19 protein-coding genes and 1 pseudogene are annotated in these 17,031 nt (G+C 71.9%); 13 read left to right on the forward strand and 7 right to left on the reverse strand.

Features of this window, described 5'->3' with window-relative positions; all coding sequences use genetic code 11:
• Positions 1–47: 47 nt before the first annotated feature.
• Entirely contained in the window at positions 48–788 is a 741-nt protein-coding gene (locus tag IE185_RS11900) for an SDR family NAD(P)-dependent oxidoreductase (RefSeq protein WP_138896980.1), read from the reverse strand.
• A gap of 184 nt (positions 789–972) precedes the next feature.
• Here IE185_RS11900 and IE185_RS11905 point away from each other — a divergent pair, with 184 nt between their 5' ends.
• Both IE185_RS11905 and IE185_RS11910 read left to right on the forward strand, forming a co-directional pair.
• Positions 973–1,590, forward strand: coding sequence for a dihydrofolate reductase family protein (locus tag IE185_RS11905; protein WP_138896981.1), 618 nt, complete (start codon positions 973–975; stop codon positions 1,588–1,590).
• 200 nt (positions 1,591–1,790) lie between these two features.
• On the forward strand, positions 1,791–2,651 hold the full coding sequence (locus IE185_RS11910) for a DMT family transporter (RefSeq protein WP_229843461.1): 861 nt from the start codon (positions 1,791–1,793) through the stop codon (positions 2,649–2,651).
• Between the two features lie 36 nt (positions 2,652–2,687).
• Here the strand turns inward: IE185_RS11910 and IE185_RS11915 are convergent, their stop codons facing one another.
• A complete protein-coding gene (locus IE185_RS11915; RefSeq protein WP_138896983.1) occupies positions 2,688–2,900 on the reverse strand; it encodes a hypothetical protein in 213 nt (70 codons plus the stop codon).
• A 145-nt stretch (positions 2,901–3,045) separates the two neighbouring features.
• Here IE185_RS11915 and IE185_RS11920 point away from each other — a divergent pair, with 145 nt between their 5' ends.
• The 4 genes and pseudogenes from IE185_RS11920 to IE185_RS11935 form a co-directional block, all read left to right on the forward strand.
• On the forward strand, positions 3,046–4,260 hold the full coding sequence (locus IE185_RS11920) for a sensor histidine kinase (protein ID WP_189715128.1): 1,215 nt from the start codon (positions 3,046–3,048) through the stop codon (positions 4,258–4,260).
• Positions 4,257–4,931 carry a response regulator gene (locus tag IE185_RS11925; protein ID WP_170198314.1) on the forward strand — a complete coding sequence of 225 codons (675 nt, stop codon included), beginning with the start codon at positions 4,257–4,259 and terminating at the stop codon, positions 4,929–4,931. Before IE185_RS11920 ends, IE185_RS11925 begins: the two co-directional genes overlap by 4 nt.
• A 52-nt stretch (positions 4,932–4,983) precedes the next feature.
• Positions 4,984–6,183, forward strand: coding sequence for a cytochrome P450 family protein (locus IE185_RS11930; protein ID WP_138895935.1), 1,200 nt, complete (start codon positions 4,984–4,986; stop codon positions 6,181–6,183).
• A 5-nt stretch (positions 6,184–6,188) separates the two neighbouring features.
• Positions 6,189–6,425: pseudogene (locus tag IE185_RS11935) on the forward strand (PaaI family thioesterase); the annotation flags it as partial.
• 35 nt (positions 6,426–6,460) lie between these two features.
• Here IE185_RS11935 and IE185_RS11940 read toward each other — a convergent pair.
• The 5 genes from IE185_RS11940 to IE185_RS11960 form a co-directional block, all read right to left on the reverse strand.
• A complete protein-coding gene (locus IE185_RS11940; protein ID WP_138895936.1) occupies positions 6,461–7,435 on the reverse strand; it encodes an NAD(P)-dependent alcohol dehydrogenase in 975 nt (324 codons plus the stop codon).
• Entirely contained in the window at positions 7,432–7,668 is a 237-nt protein-coding gene (locus IE185_RS11945) for a helix-turn-helix transcriptional regulator (protein WP_138895937.1), read from the reverse strand. Before IE185_RS11945 ends, IE185_RS11940 begins: the two co-directional genes overlap by 4 nt.
• Positions 7,662–8,090 carry a hypothetical protein gene (locus IE185_RS11950; protein ID WP_138895938.1) on the reverse strand — a complete coding sequence of 143 codons (429 nt, stop codon included), beginning with the start codon at positions 8,088–8,090 and terminating at the stop codon, positions 7,662–7,664. The genes IE185_RS11945 and IE185_RS11950 overlap by 7 nt, the downstream gene beginning before the upstream one ends.
• 180 nt (positions 8,091–8,270) lie before the next feature.
• Positions 8,271–9,104: an alpha/beta fold hydrolase gene (locus IE185_RS11955; protein ID WP_138895939.1), complete on the reverse strand. Its 834-nt coding sequence runs from the start codon at positions 9,102–9,104 to the stop codon at positions 8,271–8,273.
• Positions 9,101–10,105: a Gfo/Idh/MocA family protein gene (locus IE185_RS11960; protein ID WP_138895940.1), complete on the reverse strand. Its 1,005-nt coding sequence runs from the start codon at positions 10,103–10,105 to the stop codon at positions 9,101–9,103. The genes IE185_RS11955 and IE185_RS11960 overlap by 4 nt, the downstream gene beginning before the upstream one ends.
• A gap of 146 nt (positions 10,106–10,251) precedes the next feature.
• Between IE185_RS11960 and IE185_RS11965 the strand changes: the two genes are divergently transcribed.
• The 7 genes from IE185_RS11965 to IE185_RS11995 all read left to right on the forward strand — a co-directional run bounded on the left by IE185_RS11965 (position 10,252) and on the right by IE185_RS11995 (position 17,031).
• Positions 10,252–10,971: a GntR family transcriptional regulator gene (locus IE185_RS11965; protein WP_138895947.1), complete on the forward strand. Its 720-nt coding sequence runs from the start codon at positions 10,252–10,254 to the stop codon at positions 10,969–10,971.
• A gap of 123 nt (positions 10,972–11,094) precedes the next feature.
• Positions 11,095–12,093 (forward strand): sugar ABC transporter substrate-binding protein, encoded by a 999-nt coding sequence (locus IE185_RS11970; protein ID WP_138895941.1) that lies wholly within the window; start codon positions 11,095–11,097, stop codon positions 12,091–12,093.
• A 95-nt stretch (positions 12,094–12,188) separates the two neighbouring features.
• Positions 12,189–13,202: a sugar ABC transporter substrate-binding protein gene (locus IE185_RS11975; RefSeq protein ID WP_138895942.1), complete on the forward strand. Its 1,014-nt coding sequence runs from the start codon at positions 12,189–12,191 to the stop codon at positions 13,200–13,202.
• A complete protein-coding gene (locus tag IE185_RS11980; protein ID WP_138895943.1) occupies positions 13,199–14,266 on the forward strand; it encodes an ABC transporter permease in 1,068 nt (355 codons plus the stop codon). Before IE185_RS11975 ends, IE185_RS11980 begins: the two co-directional genes overlap by 4 nt.
• The gene (locus tag IE185_RS11985; protein WP_138895944.1) at positions 14,233–15,048 is read left to right on the forward strand and encodes an ATP-binding cassette domain-containing protein; all 816 of its coding nucleotides are present in this window, start codon (positions 14,233–14,235) and stop codon (positions 15,046–15,048) included. Before IE185_RS11980 ends, IE185_RS11985 begins: the two co-directional genes overlap by 34 nt.
• A 253-nt stretch (positions 15,049–15,301) precedes the next feature.
• Positions 15,302–16,450, forward strand: a complete 1,149-nt coding sequence (locus tag IE185_RS11990; RefSeq protein WP_138895945.1) for an ROK family glucokinase — start codon at positions 15,302–15,304, stop codon at positions 16,448–16,450.
• Positions 16,450–17,031, forward strand: coding sequence for a hypothetical protein (locus tag IE185_RS11995; RefSeq protein ID WP_138907252.1), 582 nt, complete (start codon positions 16,450–16,452; stop codon positions 17,029–17,031). The genes IE185_RS11990 and IE185_RS11995 overlap by 1 nt, the downstream gene beginning before the upstream one ends.

The raw sequence follows: 17,031 nt of genomic DNA on the forward strand, positions 1-17,031 counted from the left end.
CACCGGGTCGCGACGGCCCCGGTGCACTCCGTTCCTCTCCGCCGGCGTTACGCCGCGTGGCCGCCGTCGACCACCACCTCGGACCCCGTCATGTAGGCGGCCTCGTCGCCCGCCAGGAACGCCACCACCGACGCCACCTCGTCCGCGGTGCCGAACCGGCCGAGGGCCGTCAGCCCGCTCTGCGACGCGGCGTACGGGCCGTCCGCCGGGTTCATGTCCGTGTCGATCGGTCCCGGGTGGACGAGGTTGACCGTGATGCCCCGGCTGCCCAGCTCCCGCGCCAGCGCCTTCGTCAGGCCGGTCAGCGCCGCCTTGCTCGTCGTGTAGAGCGTGCCGCCGGGACCCGGCACCCGCTGGGCCATGCAGCTGCCGATGGGGATGATCCGGCCGCCGCGCTCCATCCTGCCGGCCGCGGCCCGCGAGGCCAGGAAGACCGCCCGTACGTTCACGGCCAGCACCTGGTCGATGTCCGCGAGGGTGAGGGTCTCGATCGGGCCGAGTACGCCGATTCCGGCGTTGTTGACCAGGATGTCGAGGCGGCCGAGCTCGTCGGCGGCGCGGCCCACCACGGCGGTGACCGCTGCCGGGTCCGCCGCGTCGGCCCGCAGGGCGACGCCCCGCCGGCCCGCCGACTCGATCTTCCGGACGACCTCATGGGCGCCCTGCTCGTCCCGTACGTACGTGAGGGCCACGTCCGCGCCCTCCTGCGCCAGCCGCAGGGCGATCGCCGCGCCGATGCCCCGGCTGCCGCCGGTGACGAGAGCCGCCCTGCCGTTCAGTGAAGCCATGTCACGTGCCTCTTCCCCAGGTCGCGCAACTCATTGGTGGTTGCGGGTTCAAGGAAATCGGCGGGGAGCCGCCGGCGCTGGCGGCAAACGGACGCGGTGTCCGGGTCCGCCGATGACTTCCGTGCGAGCGTGGAGTCAGAGCTGGTGACACGCAAGGACAGGTACCGAAGAAGGGCTGCGGGCCATGAAGATCACGCTCACCACATTCCTCACCCTCGACGGCGTCATGCAGGCGCCGGGCGGCCCGGACGAGGACACCAGCGGCGGGTTCGAGCAGGGCGGCTGGGTGGTCCCCTTCGCCGACGAGGGCATGAACCGTTTCATGACCGGGGTGTTCGACCGCGTCGACGCGTTCCTGCTCGGACGGCGTACGTACGAGATCTTCGCCGGGTACTGGCCGAAGGTCACCGACGAGAGCGATCCGGTGGCCGGCCGGCTCAACGCCCTGCCGAAGTACGTCGCGTCCACGACCCTGGACAAGGCCGACTGGAACAACTCCACCGTCATGTCCGGGGACATCGCACAAGAGGTCGCGCGTCTGAAGGAGCTGCCGGGCCGCGAACTGCAGATCCACGGCAGCGGCGCGCTCGCGCGGTCCTTGATGCGCCGCGACCTCATCGACGAGTACAACCTGCTGTTCTTCCCTGTCGTACTCGGCGCGGGGCAGCGGCTGTTCGACGACGGCGGGCTGCCGACCTCGTTCGAGCTGACGCGGAGCGGCACCACCGAGTCCGGGATCGCCATTCACACGTACCGGGCCGCCGGCAGGGCGTCGTACGGCACCTTCGCGCTCGACGAGTGAGGGCCGCGCCGCTACGGTGATCGTTCCGCGTGCGAGCCACCGAAGTCTCCACACCGCCTTTCCCGGGGGAGACCGCGACCGTGGCCGCCGCATCATCGCCGAACGCCGTACCCGTACCCACGCCCGTACCGGCGCCCACGCGGGCGCCCGCACCCGGCCCCGCGGTCGCGTCGCAGGGCGGGGCCGCGTGGCTCACCGACCTGCCCGTCCTGCTCGTCGCCGTCGTCTGGGGTGCGAGCTACCTCGCGGCCAAGGACATCACCACAGCGCGGACCGTGGTCGCCGTCCTGGTCCTGCGCTTCGCCCTCGTCCTGCCGGTGCTCGTCGCCGTCGGCCGGCGCAAGCTGCGCACACTGACGGCCGCGCAGTGGCGCGGCGCGGGGGCGCTCGGGCTCGTACTGAGCGTGATCTTCCTGCTGGAGACGTACGGCGTCGTGCACACCTCGGCCACCAACGCCGGGCTCATCATCAGCCTCACCATGATCTTCACGCCGCTCGCGGAGGCCGTGGTGACGCGGACCAGGCCGCCCCGGGCGTTCCTGGGCGCGGCGGGGCTCTCGGTGGCCGGAGTGGTGCTCCTGACACAGGGCGGCGGCTTCACCACGCCCTCGCTCGGTGACCTGCTGATGCTGCTGGCGGCCGGGGCGCGCACCGTGCACGTGCTCGCCATGGCCCGGACGAAGTCCGTGCGGGGCGCGGACGCGCTGTCGCTCACGACGGTGCAACTGGGCGGCGCGGTCGCGGTGTTCGTGGTCCTGGCGGCCGTCCCCGGCACGGGCCCGGCGCCCTGGACGGTCGCGGCGGGCTTCGGGCCGCGCGAGTGGACGGGGCTGGTCTTCCTCTCCGTCTTCTGCACGCTCTTCGCGTTCTTCACGCAGATGTGGGCGGTACGCCGTACCTCCCCGTCCCGCGTCAGCCTCCTCCTCGGCACGGAGCCCCTGTGGGCGGCGGCCGCCGGTATCGCGATCGGCGGCGAACGGCTCGGCGCGGCCGGCCTCCTGGGCGGCGTGCTGGTGCTGGCCGGGACGACGTGGGGACGGCGGGCGGGGACGCGGCCGTAGCGCCCCGCCCGGACGCGACGGGCAGCCGCCCGTCCCCTACGCCCGCCGGGGGAAGCGGTCGGAGGCGGCCATCAGGGCCACGCCCACGACCGCGAGCACGATGTTCGTGTAGATCTCGTGACCCCGAAGGAACGGCAGCAACTGAAGGAACCCGAAGAACTTCGGCATCCACCCGGTGACTCCGTGCACCAGACCGGACGCGCCGGCCACGAACAGCACGAACCCGGCGACCTCAAGAATCTTCTTCATGGGCCGATCGTCGCGCCGCCCGGAGGCCCGCCGCGTCGGCCGTCGGAACCGGATGGTGCGCCGAAAGTCCGAGACTTCGCGACTTTGGTCGCCGTCCGCCGCTCCGGTGCCGGGAACCGGCCTCCGTGACCGTAGTTTTGCCGACATGACCGATCAGGAGTACCGCTGGCTCCAGCCCTCGGCGATGGCCGACCCCGATCTGCCGGGGGACCGGATCCGGCGGCCGCGCCGTACTCCGCGGGACTGGTTCGTCGACATCCTCATGTTCCTGTTCGCCGCGCTCCTCGGCATCGCCGCGGCCGATGTCGCCGACAGCGTCGGCAACCCCCCGTTCATCGTCTTCCTCGACCAGCTCGTCGGCGCCGCGGCCTGCTGCGCCCTGTGGGTGCGGCGGCGCTGGCCGGTGGGCCTGGCCGTCGCCCTCGTCGCCGTTTCCACCGTGGCGCCCGTCGCGTCCGGCGCCGAGCTCGTCGCGCTGTTCACGCTCACGGTGCACCGCCCGTTCAAGGTGGTCGCCGCCGTCGGCTCCGCCGCCGTCGTGGGCGGTCTGACGCAGGCGGTACTGCGCCCCGACCCCACCCTGCCCTTCGTGGTCTCCGCCGTCGCGACCCTCGTGATCGTGCTGCTGGTCATCGGGTGGGGCATGTTCGTCCGCTCCCGCCGCCAGCTCGTCGTGTCGCTGCGCGACCGGGCACGCCGCGCCGAGGCCGAGGCCGCCCTGCGCGCCGAGAAGGCGCAGCGGCTGGCCAGGGAGGACATCGCGCGCGAGATGCACGACGTGCTCGCACACCGCCTGACCCTGCTCAGCGTCCACGCCGGCGCCCTCGAATTCCGCCCCGACGCCCCGCCCGCCGAGGTGGCCCGGGCCGCCGGCGTGATCCGCGACAGCGCGCACGAGGCACTCAACGACCTGCGTGACGTCATCGGCGTACTGCGCGGGCCCGTCGCCGGCGACGAACACCGGCCGCAGCCCACCCTCGCCACCCTCGACGCCCTCGTCGCGGAGTCCCGCGAGGCCGGCATGAAGGTGACCCTGGACAACCGCATCGACGGGCCCGAGGACGTCCCCGCCGCCACCGGCCGCAACGTCTACCGCATCGCCCAGGAGTGCCTCACCAACGCCCGCAAGCACGCGCCCGGCGCCGAGGTCACCCTGACGCTGACCGGCGCCCCGGGCGACGGCCTCACCGTCGAGGTGCGCAACCCCGCCCCCGGGGACGACCCCCCGCCCGTCCCCGGCTCCGGCCAGGGCCTCATCGGCCTGACCGAACGGGCCGCGCTCGCCGGCGGCCGGCTCGCCCACGGACCGACGCCCGACGGCGGGTTCCGGGTCGGCGCCTGGCTACCGTGGGCCGCATGACCATCAGGCTGCTCATCGTCGACGACGACCCGCTCGTACGGGCCGGGCTCACCTTCATGCTCGGCGGGGCCGACGACATCGAGATCGTGGGGGAGGCGGCGGACGGCTCCGAGGCCGCCGCGCTGACCGACCGGCACCGGCCCGACGTGGTCCTCATGGACATCCGGATGCCCGTCATGGACGGCCTGGCGGCGACCGAGGTGCTGCGCGGCCGGCCCGACGCTCCCGAAGTCGTCGTCCTCACCACCTTCCACGCCGACGAACAGGTGCTGCGGGCGCTGCGCGCCGGGGCGGCCGGGTTCGTACTGAAGGACACCCCGCCCGCGCAGATCGTCGAGTCGGTGCGGCGGGTGGCGGCGGGCGATCCGGTGCTCTCCCCGGCGGTCACCCGGCAGCTGATGAGCCATGTCGCCGAGTCCTCGGCCGATCCCCGCCGGCCCACGGCGGCGCGGCGGCTCGACGGGCTCGCCGAGCGCGAGCGCGAGGTGGCCGTCGGCGTCGGCCGGGGGCAGTCCAACGCGGAGATCGCCGCGACGCTCTACATGAGCGTGCCGACGGTCAAGACCCACGTGTCGCGCGTCCTGGCCAAGCTGGGCCTCAACAACCGTGTCCAGATCGCCCTGCTGGTGCACGACGCGGGCCTCCTCGACGAGGGCGGCGACGTACGCTGACCGGGCGAGGGCCGGTGGGCGGCCTCCGGCGGACCGACGAAGGGCGGGGAGCATGAAAGTCGTCGATCTCAGGGGACACGCCGATGAGTTGGCGGCCGACCCCTATCCGCACTACGCGAAACTGCGCGAGGCCGGTCCCGCCCATCTGATCAGGACGGACGACGTCGACCGGATGTGGCTGATAGTCGGCCACGACGAGGCGCGCCGGGCGCTCGCCGACCCGCGCCTCAGCAAGGACTGGAAGACCTCGGGCCTGTGGGAGGCGACCGCCGACCCGGTCAACGCCAACATGCTGGAGACCGACCCGCCCCACCACACGCGGCTGCGCAAACTCGTCGCGGGGGAGTTCACCGCCCGCCGGATCGAGGCGCTGCGGCCCAAGGTCCAGAGCGTCACGGACGAACTGCTGGACGCGATGACGTCCGCGGGCAGCCGTACGGCCGACCTCGTCGAGGCGCTCGCCTTCCCGCTGCCCATGACGGTCATCTGCGAACTCCTCGGCGTACCGGACCTGGACCGGGCCTCCTTCCGCGCCTGGTCGAACGAGATCGTCGCGCCGACCGGTGCCGGGGCGGAGGGTGACGCCGTGCGGGCCATGAGCGCCTACCTCGCCGAACTCGTCGAGGACAAGGCCGCGTCCGCGCCCGGTGACGACCTGCTGAGCGCGCTCATCAGGACGCAGGCCGAGGACGGCGACCGGCTCACCCGCGACGAACTCATCGGCATGGCCTTCCTGCTGCTCATCGCCGGCCACGAGACGACGGTCAACCTGATCTCCAACGGGGTACGGGCCCTCCTCGCCCATCCTGAGCAACTGGCCGCGCTGCGAGCCGACTTCGGACTCGTCGACAGCGCGGTCGAAGAGATGCTGCGCTACGACGGACCGGTGGAGAACGCCACCTTCCGCTTCACCCGTGAGCCCGTCGAGGTCGGCGGCCTCGTCATCCCGGCCGGCGAAGCGGTCCTGGTCTCGCTCGCCGCCGGGGACCGTGACGCCGCCCGGTTCCCCGACCCGGACCGCTTCGACATCACGCGCACCGCCGTCGCCGGCAAGGGCCCAGGACACCTCGCCTTCGGCCACGGCCTGCACTTCTGCCTCGGCGCCCCGCTGGCCCGCATGGAGGGCCGCATCGCCGTCCGCACCCTGCTCGAACGCTGCCCGGACCTGGCACTCGACCCGGACGGCGGACCGCTGGACTGGCTGCCCGGGCTGCTCATGCGGGGCGTGCGGCGTCTTCCGGTGCGGTGGTGAACGCGATGGGGTTCGACCTGGCCACGGCCCAGAAGGTCCTCGACAGCCAGCCGTTCAGCCGGCTGCTCGGGGCGCGGATCACCGCGTTCGGCGACGGGGCGGCCGTCCTGGAAGTCGCCGTCCGCGACGAACTGCGCCAGCAGAACGGCTTCCTGCACGGCGGAGTCCTCGCGTACGCCGCCGACAACGCCCTCACCTTCGCGGGCGGGGCGGCGCTCGGTCCTGCCGTGCTCACGGCGGGCGCGCCGCAGGGCGCGGACGGCGGAGCGGGCGCACCCTAGATCCGTACGACGATCTTGCCCCGTACCCGACCTGCCATCAGGTCGTCTATCGCCTGCGGGACTTCGGCCAGCGGACAGGTCCGGTCGACGACCGGTGTCAACGAGCCCGCCTCGATGAACTCCCGGAGGGCGTCGAGGTCGCCGTGGCGCAGATTCATGACCGCGAGCCCGCGCAGCCGCTGGCCGGTGAACGGCGACAGCAGCAGCGCCCGCAACTGCCGGCCGTTGCCGCCGATCCAGTCGCCGCCGCCCTCGCCGCCGATGATGACGAGCGTGCCGCGCGGGGCGAGGGCGCGGCGCAGCGCGGCCAGGGGGCGGTTGCCGGCGGTGTCGAGGACGAGGTCGTAGCGCCGGGAGCCGTCGGTGGCGTCCTCGCGCGTGTAGTCGACGACCTCGTCGGCGCCCAGCGAGCGGACCAGGTCGGCCTTGGACGTGCTGCACACGCCGGTGACGTGGGCGCCGAGGGCCTTGGCGAGCTGTACGGCGAAGTGGCCGATCCCGCCGCCCGCGCCGATGACGAGGACGGACTGTCCCGAGGTCAGCCGTCCGGCGTCGCGTACGGCCTGGAGGGCGGTGACGCCGGAGACCGGGACGGCGGCAGCCTGTTCGAAGGTGAGGTTCGCCGGCTTGTGCGCGAGGTTCTCCTCCTTGGCGCAGGTGTACTCGGCGAACGACCCGTCACAGGTCCCGTACACCTCGTCGCCCGGCCGGAAGCGGGTGACGTCCGGCCCGACCAACTCCACGCGTCCCGCCAGGTCCTGGCCCCTGACCCGGGCCTTCGGCGCCCGCAGGCCGAAGCCCATGGCGCGGATCAGGTACGGCATGCCCGCCATGAGGTGCCAGACGCCCGGGTCGACCGAGGCCGCGTGGATCCGTACCAGCACCTCGCCGCTGCCGGGAACCGGCCGGTCGATCTCTTCGAGGCGCAGCACCGACGTCGGTCCGTAGGTGGCATGGGTCATGGCCTTCATGGGGTCTCTCCCGTGGTGTCGTGGGGGTACTGGAACACTTCGTCGAGCGGAACCCCGAAGACCCGGGCGATCTGGAAGGCCATCTCCAGCGACGGGGAGTAGCGGCCCTGCTCGATGGCGATGACGGTCTGGCGCGAGACGCCGATGCGGCCGGCGAGTTCGGCCTGCGTCATCTCGCCGTGGGTGAAGCGCAGGGCGCGGATCGCGTTGGTGACCCTGGTCGGTTTCACCACGGGTGGAACCCCAGCCGGTACGAGACGATCTTCGTCACCGATCCGAGCAGCGACGACAGGACGAACGCCAGGTAGATCGCGTTGGCGATCCAGAACTGGTCGGAACCGGCCATGGCCAGCACGAGCCCCGCCACGCCGCCGAGCACCACGAACGACTGCCCGACGTGCTCGCCGAAGCGGTGGATCTCCCGATCGCGCTGGTCCTTGGTGTCCGCGTCCTCGGGGGACAGGGCCGCCAGCGCGATGTGGAGCACGATGTTCGCGACGATCGCCCCGCCGACCGTCCACAGCAGCGCGGCCACGTACGGCGTCCGGGCGAGCGGCTCGTCGCCGGCCCGCCCGAGGACCAGGGCCAGGAAGACGGCGTACGACACGATCGCGACCAGGAGCATGCTCCAGGCCCGTTTCTCTTCCAGTGCCATGCGGCTCACTCGCTCCCATGTAAAGAAAACCTGACATCTGGAGTGTCAAGGAGTCTGAACACGAAGTCAAGTGTTCTTTACATGTCCGGGCAGGCGGCGGTCGTGACCACGGACACGGTGATCAGCGGGGCCCGCCCGTGGCCCGGTACCGCCTGTCGTTTCGGACGGCCCGGCGGGGGCTCAGCGCGGTGCGGCCGCCGCCGCGAACGCCTCCGGGGACTCCACCCACGGCATGTGTCCGGCCCCCGTGAGCGTCACTCGCGTGACGACCGGCAGGGACTGCTCCAGCGAGTCCACGGCGTCGCGCGGCCGGATGTCCTGCTCGCCGTCCACGATGACCACCGGCATCCGCAGGCCCCCGCAGGCGGCGTGCAGCTGGTGCTCGCTCATCGTCGCGGTCTCGGCGTTGATCTCCGCGTTGCACACGCGGTTCACGCCGAACCAGGGCGTGGCCATCCGTTCGGCCCGTCGCAGCGCCCGCTCCCGGTCGGGCCCCGCGAAGTCGGCCGACCACTGGAGCACGCACATCTCGCGCTCCTCGGCCTCCGTACGCCGCTCCAGGGACCTGAGCTCCTCCCAGCGGGGCAGCCGCTCGCCGATCGCCGCGCGCAGGTTCCCCACGAACTCGGGGTGCCAGCCGGAGTCGGGCCCGATGCCGGTGCCCGACACGTACACCAGCCGCGTCACCCGCTCCGGGTGCGCGAGCGTGTAGTGCAGGGCGAGCCGGGCGCCCCAGGAATGTCCGAGCAGCGTCACCGCGTCGAGGCCGAAGTGCCGGCGCACGGCGTCGAGGTCGGCCACCGACCGTGCCACGGAGTAGGGGCCACGCCGCTCGGAGCGCCCGCAGCCGCGCTGGTCCCAGCGGTGGACGGCGGCCCCCCGGTCCGCGAGCAGCCGGGCCACGTCGTCGAGCGTGTCCCACAGCCCCGGGCCGCCGTGGCACAGGATCACCGGAGCGCCCTCGCCGGTTCTCTCCGTCCAGAGCGTCACGCCGTCCTCCGCCGTGAGCGTCATGACGCGGGGATCTCCTCCACCCGCACCGGCCGCCGTTCCCGGCGGGACAGCTCGCACGCCTCGGCGATCCGCAGCGCGTGCAGCGCCTCCCCGCCGTCGCAGGGGTTCTCCCGCTCGCCCAGCGCGACCCGGACGAACGCGTCCAGCTCCGCCTCGTACGCCGGGGCGAACCGCTCCAGGAAGCCGGGCCACGGCCGGTCGCAGGCCGGCGGCCCCTTCGGCTCGGTCGAGGTGATCGGCGTACGGTCGTCGAGGCCCACGGAGACCTGGTCGAGCTCGCCGGCCAGTTCCATCCGTACGTCGTAACCGGCGCCGTTGCAGCGCGTGGCGGTCGCTGTGGCGAGCGTGCCGTCGTCGAGGGTCAGCAGCGCGGCGGCGGTGTCCACGTCGCCCGCCTCGCGGAACATCGCGGGTCCCGCGTCGGACCCGGCGGCGTACACCTCGACGACCTCGCGCCCGGTGACCCAGCGCAGGATGTCGAAGTCGTGGACCAGGCAGTCCCGGAACAGTCCGCCGGACAGCGGCAGGTACGCGGCGGGCGGCGGCGCGGGGTCGGAGGTCATCGCCCGGACGGTGTGCAGCCGGCCGAGGCTTCCGGACCGTACGAGCTCGCGGGCCGTGATGTACCCGGCGTCGAAGCGGCGCATGAAGCCGAGCTGGAGCGCGGTGCCCGCCGCGGCGACGTCCCGCAGCGCGCCGAGCGTCCCCGCCAGGTCCAGGGCGATCGGCTTCTCGCAGAAGGTCGGCAGCCCCGCCCGGGCCGCCCGGCCGATCAGCTCGGCGTGCGCCGAGGTGGCGGAGGCGATGACGACGGCGTCGACGCCCCAGGCGAAGATCTCGTCGACCGAGGGCGCGGCGGTGGCCCCGATCCGGTCGGCGACCGACGCGGCCCGCGCGGCATCGGTGTCCGCGACGAGCAGGGCACCCACCTCGCGATGGCGGCTGAGCACGTCAGCGTGGAAAGAACCGATACGTCCCGTGCCGATGAGTCCGATGCGCATGCCCCAAAGTGTCGCTACGTACACGGCCCTGTCAAGGGTATGTCCTGACAACCTGACTACAGGACTTCCAGTAGTCATTACCTGCGGTTACGCTCAGGAGCGTGTCGAAACCCGCCGCTGACCCCACCCTCGCGCTGCAGCTCGGCGTGGACCGCAACAGCCCGGTCCCGCTGTACTTCCAGCTGTCCCAGCAGCTGGAGGCGGCGATCGAGAAGGGCCGGCTCTCCCCGGGAAGCCTCCTCGGCAACGAGATCGAACTGGCCGGCCGCCTCGGCCTGTCCCGCCCCACCGTCCGCCAGGCCATCCAGTCGCTCGTCGACAAGGGCCTGCTGGTCCGCCGCCGCGGCGTCGGAACCCAGGTGGTGCACAGCCAGGTCAAGCGCCCGCTGGAGCTGAGCAGCCTGTACGACGACCTCGAAGCCGCGGGCCAGCTCCCCGCCACCTCCGTTCTGCGCAACACACTCGAACCGGCGACCGCCGAGGTCGCGGCGGCGCTCGGCGTGGCGGAGGGCAGCGACGTACACCTGGTGGAGCGGCTGCGCCTCGCGCACAACGAGCCGATGGCCGTCCTGTGCAACCACCTGCCCACCGGCCTGCTGCCGCTGGACACCGAGCACCTCGAAGCCACCGGGCTGTACCGGATGATGCGCGCCGCCGGGATCACGCTGCACAGCGCGCGCCAGTCCGTCGGGGCGCGCGCGGCCGGGACCGACGAGGCGCGGCAGCTGGCGGAGGCGGAGGGGGCGCCGCTGCTGACGATGCAACGGACGACGTTCGACGACACCGGGCGGGCGGTCGAGTTCGGTTCGCACATCTACCGGGCCTCGCGGTACGCCTTCGAGTTCCAGCTGCTCGTCAGGCCCTGAGACGACCGGCGGGGCGCCACCCCGCGTAAGAATGTTCGGACAAAGTATTGACGGGGCGTCGCGTACGCCGCTAGAACTCCTCCAGCCGCAACGGGGCGGCCGGGAGACAAGGCGGAACCCACGATGCGTACCCACCGCAAGGCAGCAGCACTCCTCGCCGCTTGCGCGCTCGCCCTCGCGGCCGGGTGCAGCTCCGAGGGCGGAAAGAAGTCCGAGGAGAAGAACGGCGACAGCGGCGGAGGCGGGAAGGCCGTGTCCACCCCCCGCCTGAAGATCGCCATGGTGACGCACTCCGGAGAGGGCGACACCTTCTGGGACATCGTCCAGAGCGGGGCGAAGCAGGCCGCGGCCAAAGACAACGTCGAGTTCCTGTACGCCGCCGACAAGGAGGGCAAGGAGCAGGCGCAGCTCATCGACTCGTACGTCGCCAAGAAGGTCGACGGCATCGTGGTGACCCTCGCCAAGCCCGAAGCGGTCAAGGCGTCCGTAGAGAAGGCCGTCGCGGCCGGCATTCCCGTCGTCACCATCAACTCGGGCGGCGAACACTCCAGGGCGACGGGCGCGCTCAGCCACATCGGCCAGGAGGAGTCCGTCGCGGGCGAGGCCGTCGGCGAGGAGCTCAACAAGCGCGGCAGGAAGAAGGCGCTCTGCGTCATCCACGAGCAGGGCAACGTCTCGCTCGAAGCGCGCTGCGCCGGCGTGAAGAAGACGTTCGAGGGGACCGTCGATAACCTCAACGTCCAGGGCACCGACATGCCGGGGTCGACGTCCTCCATCGAGGCGAAGCTCCAGTCGGGCAAGGACATCGACACCGTCGTCACCCTCGGCGCGCCCTTCGCGGCCGCCAGTGTCAAGGCGAAGTCGGGCGCGGGCAGCACGGCGGAGGTGAACACGTTCGACCTCAACGCCGAGGTGGTGCGGCGGCTCAAGGCCAAGGAGATCGGCTTCGCCGTCGACCAGCAGCCGTACCTCCAGGGCTACCTCGCCGTCGACGGACTGTGGCTCTACAAGACCAACGGGAACGTCCTGGGCGGCACCAAGCCCGTGCTGACCGGCCCGGCGCTGGTCACGGAGAAGGACGTGCCGGCCCTGGAGAAGTACACGGCCCGCGGAACCCGGTGAATACGGTGCGAACAGCCGTAACCGATACTTGGTCGGCCGGGGACGGTCTGCGTGATCCCCGGCCGCACCGAGGAGTACGAGAAGGGCACGGCGTCGTGGCAAGGGTTCGGACAGGGGTACGCGCGCTGGGCGCGGTGCTGGCGGCGGTGCTCGGGGCGTCCCTCGCGGGGTGCAGCAGCACGGGCGGAAAGCGCGCCGAGGAGCGGGCCGAGCAGGCGGCGGCGCAGGGCAGGGCCGCGGTGAGCACACCCCGCTGGACCATCGGCATGGTCACCCACTCGGGCGACGGCGACACCTTCTGGGACATCGTGCAGAGCGGCGCGAAGCAGGCGGCCGCCAAGGACAACATCAAGTTCCTGTACGCGCACAGCGACGAGGGCCAGCAGCAGGCCCAGCTGGTCGACTCGTACATCGACAAGAAGGTCGACGGGCTCATCGTCACCCTCGCCAAGCCCGACGCCATGAAGGCCGCCGTCGCCAAGGCCACCAAGGCAGGCATCCCGGTGATCACCGTCAACTCAGGCTCCGCCGAGTCGGAGAAGTTCGGGGCGCTCACCCACATCGGGCAGGACGAGACGATCGCCGGCGAGGCCGTCGGCGAGGAGCTCGGCAAGCGGGGGAGGAAGAAGGCCCTGTGCGTCCTGCACGAGCAGGGCAACGTCGGCCACGAACAGCGCTGCGCCGGGGCGAAGGAGACCTTCGACGGCGAGATGCAGAACCTCTACGTCGACGGCACGAACATGCCCGACGTACAGGCGTCCATCGAGGCGAAGCTCCAGTCCCGCAAGGACATCGACGCCGTCGTCACCCTCGGCGCGCCCTTCGCGGACGCGGCCGTCAAGGCGAAGGAGCAGGCCGGCAGCGAGGCGGAGATCGACACCTTCGACCTCAACGCCCAGGTCGCGACCGCGCTCCAGGCGGACACCCTCGGCTTCGCCGTCGACCAGCAGCCCTACCTCCAGGGTTACCAGGCCGTCGACCTGCTGTGGCTCTACAAGTACAACGCCGACGTGCTCGGCGGCGGCCGGCCGGTCCTCACCGGACCCGAGATCATCACCAAGAAGGACGCCGCCGAGCTGGAGGCCTACACGAAGCGGGGGACCCGATGACCGCGACCGCACCGGCCGAGGCGCCGGCCCCCGGCGGCAGGGCGCCCGCCGACGAGCGGCTGCTGAAGACGTCGCTGCTGCGCAAGCTGCTCGGCCGTCCCGAGCTCGGCTCGGTGGTCGGCGCCGCCGCCGTCTTCCTCTTCTTCGCGATCGTGGCGGACAGCTTCCTGCGGGCGTCCAGCTTCGGCACGGTGCTGTACGCCGCCTCCGTCATCGGCATCATGGCCGTGCCCGTGGCGCTGCTGATGATCGGCGGCGAGTTCGACCTGTCCGCCGGTGTCCTGGTGACCAGCTCCGCGCTGGTCTCCTCGATGTTCAGCTACCAGATGACCGCCAACATCTGGGTCGGCGTCCTCGTCTCGCTCCTGGTGACGCTGGCCGTCGGCGTGTTCAACGGCGTCATGCTGACCCGCACGAAACTGCCGAGCTTCATCATCACCCTCGGCACTTTCCTCATGCTGACCGGCCTGAACCTCGGCCTCACCAAGATGATCAGCGGCACGGTGTCGACGAAGACCATCGCCGACATGGAGGGCTTCAGCTCCGCCAAGGCGCTCTTCGCCTCCCAGGTCACCCTCGGCGGTGTGAACCTCAAGGTCACCGTCCTGTGGTGGCTCGGCCTTGTGGCCCTCGCGACGTGGATCCTGCTGCGCACCCGCGCCGGCAACTGGATCTTCGCGGTGGGCGGCGGGACGGAGGCGGCGCGCGCGGTCGGTGTCCCGGTCAACAAGACGCGCGTCGGTCTCTACATGGGCGTGTCCCTCGGCGCCTGGATCTCCGGCCAGCACCTGCTCTTCTCGTTCGACGTCGTGCAGTCCGGCGAGGGCGTCGGCAACGAGCTGATCTACATCATCGCGGCCGTCATCGGCGGCTGCCTGATCACCGGCGGGTACGGCTCGGCGATCGGCTCCGCCGTCGGCGCCTTCATCTTCGGCATGACCAGCAAGGGCATCGTGTACGCGGAGTGGGACCCCGACTGGTTCAAGTTCTTCCTCGGAGCGATGCTCCTTCTGGCCACCCTGCTCAACGCATGGGTACGCAAGCGCGCGGAGGCGACCCGGTGACCGATCAGTCCACGACCCCGCTGGTCGAGCTGCGCGACGTCAGCAAGTTCTACGGCAACATCAAGGCGCTGGAAGGCGTGTCCCTGGAAGTCCACGCGGGCGAGATCAGCTGCGTCCTCGGCGACAACGGGGCCGGCAAGTCCACCCTCATCAAGATCATCGCGGGTCTGCACCAGCACGACGCGGGCACGTTCTCGATCGAGGGCGAGGAGACCCGGCTCGCGAACCCGCGCGACGCCCTGGACCGGGGCATCGCGACCGTCTACCAGGACCTCGCCGTCGTACCGCTGATGCCGGTCTGGCGGAACTTCTTCCTCGGGTCCGAGCCGACGAAGGGCGCGGGCCCCTTCAAGCGCCTCGACGTCGACCTCATGCGCCGCACCACCCGCTCCGAGCTGCTGCGCATGGGCATCGACCTGCGCGACGTCGACCAGCCCATCGGCACCCTCTCGGGCGGCGAGCGCCAGTGCGTGGCCATCGCCCGCGCCGTCCACTTCGGCGCGAAGGTCCTGGTCCTGGACGAGCCGACCGCCGCCCTCGGCGTGAAGCAGTCCGGCGTCGTACTGAAGTACGTGGCTGCGGCGCGTGACGCGGGCCTCGGTGTTGTCCTCATCACGCACAACCCGCACCACGCGTACCTCGTCGGCGACCGGTTCGTGCTCCTCAAGCGCGGCGCGATGTCCGGCAGCCACGTCCGCGACGAGATCACCCTGGACGACCTGACGCGCGAGATGGCGGGCGGCAGCGAACTCGACCAGCTCAGCCACGAACTGGAGCGCTAGCCGCCGCGCGGGGCCTTTCCCCCCGCTCCTGCTCGGCACTCTCCAGCCCCTCCGGCGCTCGAGGAGCGGGGTCTTGGGCGGAGCCCCCACGCGGCGGAGCCGCGAAGTGTCGCCGCGGGAAGGGGCGGGGCGGGGAACAAGCCCGCGCGGCGGCCCGCCCGCACCGTCGCACCGCCGTCGCACCGCACCGCGCCCCGCCGGATGGCAGAATCGGCCCAATGACCGCCACCGCCCCCACGACCCCGCAGGGGACATGAGCACGTACCGAGACTTCGCGCACCGCGGCTCCGCCCGCGCCACCGTCCTGCGGACCGTCGGCACCCGTGAGCGGCGCTCGCACCTCAGCGCGCCCCGGGTGCCGACCGTCGGGATCGACATCGGCGGCACCAAGGTGATGGCCGGCGTCGTCGACGCCGACGGCGTCATCCTGGAGAAGATCCGCACCGAGACGCCCGACAAGTCCAAGAGCCCCAAGGTCGTCGAGGACACCATCGTCGAGCTGGTCCTCGACCTCTCCGACCGCCACGACGTCCACGCGGTGGGCATCGGCGCGGCCGGCTGGGTCGACGCCGACCGCGCCACCGTGCTCTTCGCCCCCCACCTGGCCTGGCGCAACGAACCGCTGCGCGACGCCGTCTCGGCCCGCCTCGCCGTCCCCGTCCTGGTCGACAACGACGCCAACACCGCCGCCTGGGCCGAATGGCGCTTCGGCGCCGGACGCGGCGAGGACCACCTCGTCATGATCACGCTCGGCACCGGTATCGGCGGCGCGATCCTGGAGGACGGCCAGGTCAAGCGGGGCAAGTACGGCGTAGCCGGCGAGTTCGGCCACATGCAGGTCGTGCCCGGCGGGCACCGCTGCCCGTGCGGCAATCGCGGCTGCTGGGAGCAGTACAGCTCCGGCAACGCGCTGGTGCGCGAGGCCCGCGAGCTCGCCGCCGCCGACTCCCCGGTCGCGTACGGCCTCATCGAGCGCGTCGGCGGCAACATCCCGGAGATCACCGGACCGCTCATCACCGAGCTGGCCCGCGAGGGCGACGCGATGTGCGTCGAGCTGCTCCAGGACATCGGTCAGTGGCTCGGCGTCGGCATCGCCAACCTCGCCGCCGCGCTCGACCCCTCCTGCTTCGTCATCGGCGGCGGCGTCAGCGCCGCCGACGACCTGCTCATCGGCCCGGCCCGGGACGCCTTCAAGCGCCACCTCACCGGCCGCGGCTACCGCCCCGAGGCCCGTATCGCCAAGGCCCAGCTCGGCCCGGAGGCCGGTATGGTCGGCGCCGCCGACCTCGCCCGCCTCGTCGCGCGCCGCTTCCGCCGCGCGAACCGCCGCCGTCTGGAGCGCTACGAACGCTACGAGCGTTACGCCCAGGCCATCCGCTCCACCACCCAGGGACCGCAGTGATGACCCCGACCGTGCCTCACCCGTCGCCGTCACCGGACGATGCGGGCAAGCCCCCCGAGAACCGCCGCCACATGATCGGCCGCCGCTGGCTGACGGCGGTCATCATCGTGCTGCTCATCGGCATCCCGGCGGGCTACCTGCTGATCTCCGCCGAGCAGAGCCGCGACAGCGGCAAGGACAAGGCGAGGGTGGCCTCCGCCACCGGCCTGACCGAGGGTTTCCCGTCCCGCATGACGCGCCGCATCTACGACGTCCCCGTACCCAACGCGGGCACGGAGGTCGCGTACTACGAGACGAACAACTGGAAGACCAGCAGGCTGTACGTTCAGTTCCGGACCATACCGCCGGACCTCGACTGGTTCCTCGACGACCTGGGCATCGACCGGTCCGCCCTCAAGAAGGGCAGGATCACGATCAGCGCCCGTGACGCCGAGGTCGCCGGCTGGACCCTCGACCCCGACCGCGCCTGGTCCGGCACCACGGTCGACCAGAAGAACCCGCAGCCGACCGTCGACATCACCGTCGACGACACCGACCCCGCCCACCCCTTCGTCTACGTCGTCTCCACGGCCACCCCCTGA

The sequence above is a fragment of the Streptomyces chryseus genome, assembly GCF_014650755.1.
Lineage (GTDB): Bacteria > Actinomycetota > Actinomycetes > Streptomycetales > Streptomycetaceae > Streptomyces > Streptomyces chryseus.

Excerpts from the sequence above, each read along its gene's own strand:
- IE185_RS11970 (WP_138895941.1), top strand. The coding sequence starts at position 11,095 with ATGCGTACCCACCGCAAGGCAGCAGCACTCCTCGCCGCTTGCGCGCTC.
- IE185_RS11905 (WP_138896981.1), top strand. The coding sequence starts at position 973 with ATGAAGATCACGCTCACCACATTCCTCACCCTCGACGGCGTCATGCAG.
- IE185_RS11955 (WP_138895939.1), bottom strand. The coding sequence starts at position 9,104 with ATGACGCTCACGGCGGAGGACGGCGTGACGCTCTGGACGGAGAGAACC.
- IE185_RS11995 (WP_138907252.1), top strand. The coding sequence starts at position 16,450 with ATGACCCCGACCGTGCCTCACCCGTCGCCGTCACCGGACGATGCGGGC.
- IE185_RS11960 (WP_138895940.1), bottom strand. The coding sequence starts at position 10,105 with ATGCGCATCGGACTCATCGGCACGGGACGTATCGGTTCTTTCCACGCT.
- IE185_RS11950 (WP_138895938.1), bottom strand. The coding sequence starts at position 8,090 with ATGGCACTGGAAGAGAAACGGGCCTGGAGCATGCTCCTGGTCGCGATC.
- IE185_RS11925 (WP_170198314.1), top strand. The coding sequence starts at position 4,257 with ATGACCATCAGGCTGCTCATCGTCGACGACGACCCGCTCGTACGGGCC.
- IE185_RS11940 (WP_138895936.1), bottom strand. The coding sequence starts at position 7,435 with ATGAAGGCCATGACCCATGCCACCTACGGACCGACGTCGGTGCTGCGC.
- IE185_RS11990 (WP_138895945.1), top strand. The coding sequence starts at position 15,302 with ATGAGCACGTACCGAGACTTCGCGCACCGCGGCTCCGCCCGCGCCACC.
- IE185_RS11985 (WP_138895944.1), top strand. The coding sequence starts at position 14,233 with ATGGGTACGCAAGCGCGCGGAGGCGACCCGGTGACCGATCAGTCCACG.
- IE185_RS11900 (WP_138896980.1), bottom strand. The coding sequence starts at position 788 with ATGGCTTCACTGAACGGCAGGGCGGCTCTCGTCACCGGCGGCAGCCGG.
- IE185_RS11920 (WP_189715128.1), top strand. The coding sequence starts at position 3,046 with ATGACCGATCAGGAGTACCGCTGGCTCCAGCCCTCGGCGATGGCCGAC.
- IE185_RS11980 (WP_138895943.1), top strand. The coding sequence starts at position 13,199 with ATGACCGCGACCGCACCGGCCGAGGCGCCGGCCCCCGGCGGCAGGGCG.
- IE185_RS11915 (WP_138896983.1), bottom strand. The coding sequence starts at position 2,900 with ATGAAGAAGATTCTTGAGGTCGCCGGGTTCGTGCTGTTCGTGGCCGGC.
- IE185_RS11930 (WP_138895935.1), top strand. The coding sequence starts at position 4,984 with ATGAAAGTCGTCGATCTCAGGGGACACGCCGATGAGTTGGCGGCCGAC.